The organism is Acinetobacter sp. MD2 (assembly GCF_035615575.1).
Lineage (GTDB): Bacteria > Pseudomonadota > Gammaproteobacteria > Pseudomonadales > Moraxellaceae > Acinetobacter.
The window spans coordinates 429,577-441,521 of sequence record NZ_VTDK01000001.1; the positions used below are offsets into that span (position 1 = coordinate 429,577).

Here is an 11,945-nt window from a genome sequence, read left to right on the forward strand (position 1 = left end):
GATACAAAAAGAAGGATGGCAATGGCGATTTTTACTGTAATCGGCTTAGGTTGTTTTGGACAAACCATTGCGCTTGAACTCACAAAACTTGGGCATGACGTTATAGGTATTGATACCGTACAACGTAATATCGAACAAGTTGCAGACCGCATCACTCATGCAGTCATTGCCGATGCGACTGATGAGAAAGTCCTAGACGAATTAAATGTAAAAAAGTCAGCTGCCGCAATTGTCGCCATTGGTGAAGACATTGAAGCGAGTATTCTATGCGTACTCAATTTAAAAAACTTAAATATTGCACAAGTTTGGGTAAAGGCAAAGACTAAGTCTCACCACACCATTTTGTCGCATTTAGGTGTTGAGAAAATTCTCCACCCTGAAGAAGACATGGGTATTCGGATTGCACAAACCTTAAGTTATCCTATGGTCAGTCGCTATATGGCGCTTGATAGTGGACACTTTATTGTTAAGGTATTGATTCACGAAAAATTACACGGCGTAAATTTACAGGGGTTAATGCAAAAATATGCCGAAAACATTCAAATTTTATTGGTACAACGTGATACACAGATATTTTACCAAATTTCGGACGATTTTACTTTGGCCAAAGATGATATTTTAATTGTTGAAGGTCTACAGCATAACTTACAAAAACTATCTTCGAGTTTTCAATAAATGAAAAAAACGCATTTTTCTCACCATAAAAAAACCATCAATTTAAGCCCACCACAAGTTTTAGCCTTGGGCTTTTTAAGTTTTATTGTGATTGGGACATGCTTACTTAAACTACCGTTTGCACATTTCGGTCATTTAACATGGATTGATGCTTTTTTCACAGCAACCTCTGCAGTCACTATTACAGGTTTATCTGTTATTCCCATCGGGCAAACTCTAACAGGCTTTGGGCAAGTCATTTTACTTTCACTTATTCAAATTGGTGGTTTAGGTTTCACAACTTTTGCAGTTTTGGCAGCATTAAGTTTATCACCTAATTTAGGCTTAAAAGAACAACTTATGGTACAAAATTCTTTAGGTCAAACAAGCTTAAGTAAAGCCACAATTATTGCTAAAAATGTGTTCATCTACACTATTTTTTTTGAAATTCTTGGCACAATTATTTTAACTGTACTGTGGTCTAAGCAATATAGCATTGCCACGGCGCTACACTTTGCCATTTTTTACAGTATTTCAGCCTTTAATAATGCAGGTTTTGCTTTATCTCCTCATGGACTGATTGACTTTCATCAAAATTTAGCCATTTGTTTGACTATTAGTGGTTTATACATTACAGGAGGATTAGGTTTTTTAATTCTCATGGATTTAAAAGAAAAACGCAGTTGGAAACGTTTAAGTAGTAATAGTAAATTGGTTCTATTAACCATGCTTATTCTCAACCTTAGCGGATTTATCTTAATTTGGTTATTAGAAGCCCATAATCCAAAAACTTTGGGGCTCATGTCTTTGCAAGATCAAGCACTAAATGCATGGATCCATGCAACAGTTCCACGCTCATCAGGCTTCAATACACTTGATATTTCACAAATGACACATGCTTCTACCCTCATCACAATATTTCTGATGTTTATTGGCGGTGGATCTTTGAGTACAGCTGGCGGCATTAAAATTGGAACCTTTATTGTATTGGTTTTTAGTGTTATTTCATTTTTACGCCGTAATGATGAAATTCGTATTTTTAATCATGCAATTCCATACCAAACTGCATTTAAAGCACTCGCCGTAACCTTAATTACGTGCATGCTGATTTTTTTTGGTTTATTTGGCATATTATTGTTAGAACCGAAACAACCCATTATCGATTTAATTTTTGAAGTCGTTTCAGCGGCATGTACTGTAGGTTTATCTCATGGTGTTACCAATCAACTCAACACCTATAGTCTAATTTTATTGACAATTTTAATGTATGCAGGTCGTTTAGGCCCACTTACCCTTGCCTATTTAATTGCAACACCAAAGAAAAGCCGTGTTAAACACCCTGTCACAGATATTCAAGTCGGATAATGAAATATCTATAGGCATAAAAAAAGTCTGTAATTTGGGGAAATTACAGACTGTAAACTGAGAATTCATATGATTGCTCTATGGATTAAATAGTATACCCAAAATAGTAAAATAGGTTAAATATTTACAAAAAAGTGTGACATATACAACACAAAAACCACAATGCTTGATCAATCATCTACTCACAAACTTACACATTTATTACGAATAACTTATAAATAAACGACTTATTTTTAAACGTAAGATATGAGCTAATTACATAAAATTACAATTCGATTTGGAGATTGCAGTGCTCATAGAATTAGCTACTCCAATATCGTCGCTTCGATGTATGTCCAATACCCACATTAAAACTATTGGTCGGATCAAGTTTTTGATAATGCTGCTGCAATGCTGGTTTAGCAACATACAAATGCCCAACATTATGTTCGGCAGGATATTGCGCCCCACGCTGATCAAGCAATTTCCACATTTGATGTTCCATCGCTAAAGGATCAACACCTTTTTTCACGATATAATCTTGATGAAACACATGACACAAAAAATGCCCATAATATAATTTATGAATAATGGCATCATTCATACTTTGCGGTAATTTTTCCATCCAATCCCGATCATCTCGGCGCAATGCAATGTCTAACGCGACAATATCTTCGACCTCATGCCGATGCGTATCTCGATAACGAATCGCCGCACCTGCAATAGCAAAACGATGTAAAAAGGCTTTACGACCTTCATCGGCATCACATAAAAACGCATCGCCTGTACGATTTTGCGCAAAATATTGCGTTAAAAATGCGGCAACCGTTGCAACATCCTGATCCTCAATTCGTAAAACAAGATGATGTTCATACAAATCCCGAAATTGATTCATTCGTTTAGGTAAATGATTCGGTAAAACTGCCGTTACGGCTTGTAAAATATGATCGGTTAAACCTCTAATTTTAAAGCGTTCTAAAAAACCATCAATTTTGTCTTTAAATGCAAAGGCTTTAGGTACATTCGCCGTACCAAATTTTTCAATAAATAAAAAACTGTCTTTGCCATATTTTGCGCCAATATCGTATGCCACACGGTGAACATACTCACCTGCAATGGGCAATCGTTCAAGCTCGGTAAGTAAATAACGGCGAATTTCGGTTAAATCGTCGATTGAATTTGAACCGACATAAAATACCTGACTTGGAATTTTCTCAAAGGTATCTAAACGCACCGCAAACACACAAACTTTGCCTGCTGAGCCTGAAGCTTCAAATAAGCGTTTTGGATCTGCATTAAAACGTGCTGGACTATGTTCATCGACTTGACGGACATCATGTCCATAGTGTTGATCCGACGCGCAGCAGGTAGAATTATTTTGAATGTCTGCCGCTTGATACTGTCCAGTTTGTAAGCGTTTCAAAATTTCTTCAGGTGTTTGACCTAAATCGATGCCTAAATGGTTAATCAGTTCTAATTGCCCTGCGGCATTGACCCGCGCATATAGCGCCAATTCGGTGTAAGCAGGCCCACGGCGCACCAATGCACCGCCTGAGTTATTACAAACCCCACCCAATACCGATGCCCCAATACAAGAAGAACCAATTACTGAATGTGGTTCACGATTAAGTGGACTAAGCTTGCGCTCTAACACATCAAGTGTTGCACCGGGCAAACACACCACTTGTTTACCCTCATTTATAATGTGTACACCTACCAAACGGCGCGTGCTGATTAAAATCACAGGGCGATCATAATCGTCACCAAATGGCGTAGAACCGCCCGTTAGCCCCGTATTGGCGGCTTGCATAATCACAATACAGTCGGCCGCCACCGCAACTTGCAGCACTTGCCATTGTTCTAACAAGGTTGCAGGAATCACCACTGCCAAGACTTGCCCACTACCATAACGCCGACCTTGCCGATACAAGCGTGTTTGTGTGTCATCAGTAAGTACATACTGTGTACCCACAATATCTTGCAGTTGCTGTAACGTACGATTTAAATCTTGATCGACCATATTTTACCCGTCTGAGGCAAGTGATTTCTGATTTGATAAAAGTGAGATCACATTATAAAAATAATAATGCTGACATTTATTTCAAATGATCTAAATGAACCAAACAATCTTGATTGATCTCTTGAATCGATTTTGCCCCTGTGAGCGTCATCGCAACACGCATTTCTTTATCAATCAATTCTAATAAATTTGAAACCCCAGCACCACCTGCCGCGCCCAAGGCATAAATAAATGCACGACCTAGCATACACAGGTCAGCACCCAGCGCAATCATACGCACCACATCTAAACCGCTACGAATACCGGAGTCGACCAAAATTTTTAAATCACCTTTGACAGCATCGGCAATGGCAGGCAATGCCCGTGCGGTAGACAATACACCATCTAGCTGACGACCACCATGATTCGACACCACAATACCATCTGCACCAAAACGTACGGCGTCTTTAGCATCTTCAGGGTCTAAAATGCCTTTAATGACCATTGGGCCATCCCAATAATCACGAATCCATTCTAAATCTTTCCATGAAATAGACGGATCAAAATTCGCCCCGAGCCAACCAATATAGTCTTCTAAACCTGTTGGTTTGCCTAAATATTTAGAAATGTTGCCTAAGTCGTGCGGACGACCTAACAAGCCCACATCCCATGCCCATTGTGGATGCGCCACCGCTTGCATATAACGGCGCATGGCAGCATTTGGCCCACTCATACCTGAATGGGCATCTCGGTAACGTGCGCCGGGCACTGGCATGTCTACCGTAAACACGAGTGTTGAACAGCCTGCTGCTTTGGCACGCTCCAAGGCATTTTTCATAAAACCACGGTCACGCAGTACATACAACTGAAACCACATCGGGCGCTTAATTGCAGGGGTAACCTCTTCAATTGGACACACCGAAACCGTTGAGAGCGTAAAGGGAATGCCTTTTTTATCAGCTGCCACCGCAGCTTGCACTTCACCACGGCGCGCATACATCCCTGTTAAGCCTACAGGCGATAACGCGACAGGCAATGCCAGTTTTTCATTAAAAATTTCAGTTTCTAAACTTAAAGATGACATGTCATTTAAAACACGTTGTCTTAAAGCAATTTTGGATAAATCGTCTACATTACGTTTTAAAGTTTGTTCGGCATACGCGCCACCATCAATATAATGAAATAAAAATGGGGGTAAACGACGGCGCGCCGCTTCGCGATAATCTTGAGCCGATGAAATGATCATGTAAGTCCAATCCTTTTTAGTTTAGATACACGTGCAAGACGTGCTTCTGCTTCATCAATGCCACGGACTTGCTGAATCACGTATTCAATATGACTGCACACACTGGCACGAGCCAATTGTGCATCTTGTTGGTCAATGGCATCCATGACTTGAAAATGTTGCAAATGCAGTTGTTCAAATTTTTGGGTATCGGTATAAATTTTTTGCCGTCCAACCGTCACGTTATATTGCAGTAGGTTAAATAAACTCTGCATCATTTGGGTCAGAACACTGTTATGCGATGCTTCAGCAATCGCCAAATGAAAATTTGCATCAGCTTCGGAGGCTTTTTCGGCATCGCCAATCGATTGAAAATGCAAAACTTGGTCGTAATATAAATGAATTTTGGCACGGTCTTCTGCGGTGGCACGTTGCGCAGCGTACCATGCGGTACCCCCTTCTAACACCAACCGCGCTTCTTGCACATCGAACCGATACGATGGGTCGGCGTGCATTAAGGCACTAATCGGTTGAATGATAAATTGTTCCGACCAATGCTGTGGTAACTTTTGTAAAAATGTTCCATGCCCCACCTTACTGGTTAAAATGCCCATATTGCTCATTTTTTGTAAGGCTTCGCGTAAGGATGCACGTGAGACTTCAAGTTGCTCACACAATTTACGTTCCGAAGGAAGGCGATCTCCAACCTGCATTTGTTGCTGCTCAATGAGTGCCGAGAGTTGTTGAAGCACTTGATCTGCAATTTTCATATCACCTTCCTTTTTACCCAATTATGGAATCATCCACGGGAATACATACGCTTGAAGGGTGATGATAATACCAATCATGATGGTAAATGAAATACTATGCTTGACCGTAAAGCGGAATAAATCCGATTCTTTACCGACTAAACCTGTTGCCGCACACGCAATTGCAATAGACTGCGGTGAAATCATTTTACCTGTTACACCACCTGAGGTATTGGCTGCGACTAGCAAGACATCGGGCACTCCAATTTGATGTGCCGTAGTGGCTTGCAACGCACTAAACAAAGCATTAGCTGAGGTGTCTGAACCTGTTAAGAAAACCCCCAACCAACCCAAGAATGGCGAGAAGAATGTAAATGCTTTACCTGTATGTGCCAAAGCTAAGGCTAATGTTGCCGACATGCCCGAATAGTTAGCAATAAAGGCAAAAGCCAACACCATGCCAATTGAGTAAATCGGGATTCTTAACTCTTTTACCGTTTCGACAAATGTAACCACCGCAAGTTTCGGGCGCATTTTAAGCAAAACAATTGAAATAATAGCCGCAAAGATAATGGCTGTGCCTGTCGCAGAGAACCAATCAAATTTATAAACTGCATCATAATCGGTGACTTTGCCCACCACAGGTGGCATTTTTTGTACCAATTGATGTAAATACGATACTTTAATGCTAATCACCCAATCATGTAACGCACCATCTTTGGTAAATAAACTTTTGAATGGCTTGATACTCCAAAGCGTGACCATAGCCGTTAAAATCGCAAACGGCGACCATGCTTTGACAATTTGCCCAATTGAATGGGTTTTCTTCTGTGCCGCTAAGCTTTGTTGTGGCTCGGCATCATCGTCGTGTTTAAAACGGAAAATATGCTTGGGTTGCCAAAATTTAAGCAACAGCGTCAGGCTAACCAACGATGCAATTGCAGCAGTAATATCGGGTAATTCAGGCCCCACAAAGTTTGAGGTTAAATATTGCGCCAATGCAAAAGAACCGCCTCCAACCAACACCGCAGGCCATGTTTCTTTCACACCACGCCAACCATCCATAATGGCCATAATCCAGAATAGGACAATTGGCACCATAAACGGTAACTGACGCCCCACCATTTGGCTAATAGCGTGTGTTTCTACACCCGAAACTTGCCCCGCCACAATAATCGGAATTCCCATTGCACCAAAGGCAACAGGTGCAGTGTTCACAATTAAACATAAACCTGCGGCATAAAGTGGTTTAAAACCAAGCCCAACCAATAACGCTGCGGTAATAGCAACAGGTGCACCAAAACCTGCCGCACCTTCTAAGAAAGTTCCAAAAGCAAAACCAACCAACAGCATTTGCAAGCGTTGATCTTCGGTGAGCGATAAAATGGAAGAACGGATAATGTCAAATTGCCCCGTTTTTACCGAGACTTTATATAAGAATACTGCGCCAATAATAATCCATGAAATCGGCCATAAGCCATAAAAAAACCCGTAGATAATCGATGCAAATGCCATTTGTGTCGGCATTTGATAGGCAAATAGCGAAACCAATAATGCCAAAATTACAGTGATCGTTCCCGCAACACTACCTTTTAATCGAAACACCGCTAATGCTAAAAAGAAGAAAATAATTGGAATGAGTGCAACTAAGCTTGAAAGCCAAATATTACCCATCGGATCGTACATTTGTTGCCATTGTGAAAGCATTTTCATCTCCTTGAAATGCTTAAAAGCACTATAACAAGCTTATAGTGCCAATTTTATAATTGGTCAGACCAATAATAGCCGATTAACGCTCATATTTCCATCCGCATTGTAAATTCCTCGGGAATATATCTCAATATTTAAGAAGCAAACACAATAAAGGTCAGACCAATAAAAAATCTAAGGCAAAATACACCTCAAAAAAAAATTAAAATTTATGATTATTTATCAATGACTAATCAATTTAAACCGAGTAAAACGCCACTTTAAAACACAATATACGACTTTAGTCGAATTAGACGATTGGCGAACCCTAGAATAAGCCATTTTTCAAACAAACTTAGATACGTGAACATTTCAAACTAAAACAGAGCCCTGTAAGCTAAATACAAAAAAAGGCTGAGTGATCTCAGCCTTTTTAAACATGATGCAGCTTATTGTGGTTTTATTTTCAAACAACGCTGCACAAACACAAAAATTGCAAAAACAAAAAGTGCCAACCCTAAATAGTTGGCCATTTTATCCCAATTGTTTAATACAATTGCAATTGGGGCATCTGATCCACCTGTACCCGTTGAAATCACAATCAGGATGGCTAAAATCACCCCCATCAAGCTTTCACCAACAATTAAGCCTGCGGCAAATAAAGTACCACGTTGCTCAAGTTGCTGCATCGCCTGCTCTTGTTGCGCAGCAGCAGTTTTCTTTTTAACATGCTGTTTAAGCAGCCAAAACATTACTGCACCAATAAACAATGGCATATTAATACTTGGCGGTAAATAAATGCCCATTCCAATTGCCAAAACAGGCAAGCCCATTTTTCCTTGGCTGCTTTTTTTCAAGATAAAATCAATCACAATACACAGCACACCAATCATCACACCAATAAAAATATAATTCCATTGCAGTTGATGAGAAAAAATCCCTTGTGAAATGGTGGTCATCAATAAAGCTTGAGGCGCTGCAAGTGCTTGTGACGGATCCATACTGGCACGCGGCATTGCACCTGCAAAACCATAGGCGTGATACAGCAATTCTAGCAACGGCGAAATAACCAATGCACCGACAATACTGCCAATAATCAAAGCAATTTGCTGACGTTGCGGGGTTGCATGAATTAAATAACCTGTTTTTAAATCTTGTAAGTTATCATTTGAAATGGTGGCCACCGCTAAAACAGCCGTTGTACCAAATAAGGTAAGTGCAGTTAAAAACTGTACGCCATTTGTCGATACAGTTAAATGTTCAAGATTACCAACAATAAGTAATACAACCGCAAATACCAACACCGACAAAATCCCAATACCAGAAATTGGACTTGAAGATGAACCTACTAGCCCTGCCATATAACCACACGCGGCTGCAATTAAAAAGCCAATCACAAAAGTGATGAAGGTCATGACAAGAACCAGTGCCCAAGCCATTTTAATGTCTAAGCCTGATGTTGCAACAAATGAATAAAACGTAGCAAATAAAATAATAATCATTGAAGCGGTGACCATTAACATTTGCTTAGGATTTAAATCGCGGTTTGCCCGTGCCAATGTTTCACCCGACTGTTTAGCAGAGGTATAGGCTGAAATTGATAAGCGAATACCTTCAACCATCGGCTTAAACAGCATCAGTAAAGTCCAAATTGCGGCAATCCCGATTGTTCCTACACCGATAAAGCGAACTTTAGATACCCATAATTGGTGAGCAAACGCCGCCATTTCCATATGCTCAGGTTGTGGAAACATACTACTTAATACAGGAACTGCAATTCCCCATGCAATAAAAATTCCGACAAAGATTGCACAGCCTGCAGCAAGCCCCATTAATGAACCCGCACCGAGTAATGCCAATGAAAAGCCCATTGGAATTTGGAAAATCGCCGAACCCGATTTAAACCAAAAACTCGCACTGTCTGAAATAAGACGTAAACCACCATTTAACAAGCTTGTTAGCGCAGCAAGTGCTCCACCTAATAAAATTTCTTTGGCATGACTTGGCTTGGCATCGCCTTGCTGATGATCTTGCAACAATTCACCGTGTTCATTGGCAACACGACCAACCGCACCGGCTTTTAGAATTTCTGCGGCAGCAACCCCTTCAGGATAAGGTAAATCGCTTTTCACTACCATGACATGTCTTAATGGAATGGTAAAAATTACCCCAAGAATCCCGCCACTTAAACACAGTAACGTGGTTTGCCAAAATGGAAACCCTTGCCAATAACCCATCATTAACAAACCAGGCAGTACAAAAACCACCGATGATAATGTGCCTGCTGCCGAAGCTTGGGTTTGTACAAAATTATTTTCTAAGATATTCGAGTTTTTCGCATAGCGTAATACCGCCATTGAAATCACGGCTGCTGGAATAGACGATGCAAAAGTTAAGCCGACTTTTAGACCTAAATAAATATTAGATGCCGTAAAAATAATCGTGATTAAAATACCAAGAATCACCCCGCGTAGGGTCAATTCTTTATATCCCAAATAAGGATCGGTATATTTTGATGGGTGTTGCATTCATTTAAACCTATTTTCCATTTAGATTTATATTAACTAAATTTGAATAAGATAAAAGTTATTTTCTCTGTGTTTTCATAATAGTATAAATTTCAAGCAGAAGTTTTTATCTTTTTAAATCAATTTTTAATATAACAATGTATCAAAAGTAGTAATTAATAATATCGAACTTATCATCGTTTAAGCCACATTTAAACTATTACAACTCTATTTTAATTAAAACACTCAGTTGGCGAATAAAAAATGCCGATTTATTACAATCGGCATTTTGATTAGATCGAACGATCGCCAAGCATAGAGCAACTCTGTATTTGATCAAGCGGTTTGGTTGACGCAACTTTCTGTGCGGTGAGTTGATCACTAATTTCATAAATAGTAATGCTGCAATTCGGCAGGATTGACGATATGAATCCATTACAATAAAGTCATGCAATATTAAAGTAAGATGCATTTTTGAGGAAATTTATTTTCTTTTACACTTAAAGTATTTGGTGCTTTTATCGTGCAACAGCTCCCTCTTTAAAGAAGGAGCTTTTGATAAATAACCTTAAAACCAGTCCATAAGTGACACGCCAACCCCAATATAATTAGCACGGTGATTATAATCGATCAAACTTTCACCATAACCACTAAAATATTGTAACTGACCCCGTAATTTACCTTTAATGGGGAATGTCCAATCAAACTGGACAGCACCATGTGAATCTTCTCCAGACCTTAAAGAATGACGCAACATGAGTGAAAAGTTATTGTCATTCCACTTATAAAATGCGGTTAAATCAGCACGTCCAACATAATTTTCAATATCAGGGTTATTATCATTGGCAGCATCTTCAGAAATACGATACCACGGACGGAACATCACAGCGAAATTACCACGCTCCAAACCTAAATCTAGCATGACCCGATTCCAACTACGTGAAAATGGATCTGCCTTACCATTAGATTGATGATTAAACGTCACACCAAGCAAACGCCCGTCCAAGCCCAATACATTGTAATTGGTTCGGAACATTAAACTAGCTTCAGGTTCGTAATTGGTTTCACGAAATGGGCGAGAATCTTCTGAGTTATAGACTTGCCAACGTGACGATTGCGTATAAGCCAACCATAAATCGCCATTATCACCAAAGATATTTTCCCATGCTTTGGTCTTCAATGATAATTGAAACTTTGACTCGGTAAAATTTAAGTTTTGGCGTTCAGTGACTGTATTGTCTGGATTTGCGCTATGCGGTAATTCATTGCGGTCACTGGTCCAAAACACAGGCAAAGCATAAACAGGTTTATACGCTCGAATATTCCATGTTCCAAGCTTACTTTGTGGCGATAACTCCCAACGACTATCTAACAGTGAACTATTGGCATTCATTGGTGAAGCATCATCGGAGTAAATAAAATGCAGCGAACGAGCAAGTTTTGCTTTTAAGTTTTGATTAGAAGGTGCTTGTTGCTGTGCCGTTACGGACATTTCGCGTGCCGAAGCTTCAAATGCAGCATTTGTTGTAACAGTAGCTGATTGCGCTTGTAACGAATCAGATAAATTATCCTGATGTGCTTTAAAATAACTGTCATAACACACCAAACGATCTGCATCACTTAAAATGCCCGAGCAGGCTTGCGCGCTACTCGGCTGAAAACTGGCTTTCTCCGTTGTGTCAGCAAAACTCATAGATGAAAGCAATCCACCAAGAATAGGGAAAAATGCACGTGTTATGGTTTTCTCTTTAAAGCGTTTGAGCAACATAGGCACCTTC

At 39.8% G+C, this 11,945-nt stretch carries 8 protein-coding genes; 2 read left to right on the forward strand and 6 right to left on the reverse strand.

All coding sequences use genetic code 11. From position 1 onward, the window contains the following. Nucleotides 1–21 precede the first annotated feature (21 nt). Complete coding sequence (locus FXN70_RS02070; RefSeq protein WP_324645753.1) at nucleotides 22–675, forward strand: TrkA family potassium uptake protein; 654 nt, start codon at nucleotides 22–24, stop codon at nucleotides 673–675. Beyond that, nucleotides 676–2,019 carry a TrkH family potassium uptake protein gene (locus tag FXN70_RS02075; RefSeq protein WP_324645754.1) on the forward strand — a complete coding sequence of 448 codons (1,344 nt, stop codon included), beginning with the start codon at nucleotides 676–678 and terminating at the stop codon, nucleotides 2,017–2,019. A 301-nt stretch (nucleotides 2,020–2,320) separates the two neighbouring features. Here the strand turns inward: FXN70_RS02075 and dld are convergent, their stop codons facing one another. The 6 genes from dld to FXN70_RS02105 form a co-directional block, all read right to left on the reverse strand. Further along, a complete protein-coding gene (gene dld / locus FXN70_RS02080) occupies nucleotides 2,321–4,018 on the reverse strand; it encodes a D-lactate dehydrogenase (RefSeq protein ID WP_324645755.1) in 1,698 nt (565 codons plus the stop codon). A gap of 76 nt (nucleotides 4,019–4,094) precedes the next feature. Further along, nucleotides 4,095–5,243 carry an FMN-dependent L-lactate dehydrogenase LldD gene (lldD, locus tag FXN70_RS02085; RefSeq protein ID WP_324645756.1) on the reverse strand — a complete coding sequence of 383 codons (1,149 nt, stop codon included), beginning with the start codon at nucleotides 5,241–5,243 and terminating at the stop codon, nucleotides 4,095–4,097. Further along, the gene (gene lldR / locus FXN70_RS02090; RefSeq protein ID WP_324645757.1) at nucleotides 5,240–5,992 is read right to left on the reverse strand and encodes a transcriptional regulator LldR; all 753 of its coding nucleotides are present in this window, start codon (nucleotides 5,990–5,992) and stop codon (nucleotides 5,240–5,242) included. Before lldR ends, lldD begins: the two co-directional genes overlap by 4 nt. Nucleotides 5,993–6,013: 21 nt before the next feature. After that, complete coding sequence (gene lldP / locus FXN70_RS02095) at nucleotides 6,014–7,684, reverse strand: L-lactate permease (RefSeq protein ID WP_324645758.1); 1,671 nt, start codon at nucleotides 7,682–7,684, stop codon at nucleotides 6,014–6,016. A 425-nt stretch (nucleotides 7,685–8,109) separates the two neighbouring features. Beyond that, entirely contained in the window at nucleotides 8,110–10,188 is a 2,079-nt protein-coding gene (locus FXN70_RS02100) for an OPT family oligopeptide transporter (RefSeq protein ID WP_324645759.1), read from the reverse strand. Nucleotides 10,189–10,735: 547 nt separating this feature from the next. Further along, nucleotides 10,736–11,935: a phospholipase A gene (locus tag FXN70_RS02105; RefSeq protein WP_324645760.1), complete on the reverse strand. Its 1,200-nt coding sequence runs from the start codon at nucleotides 11,933–11,935 to the stop codon at nucleotides 10,736–10,738. Nucleotides 11,936–11,945: the final 10 nt, after the last annotated feature.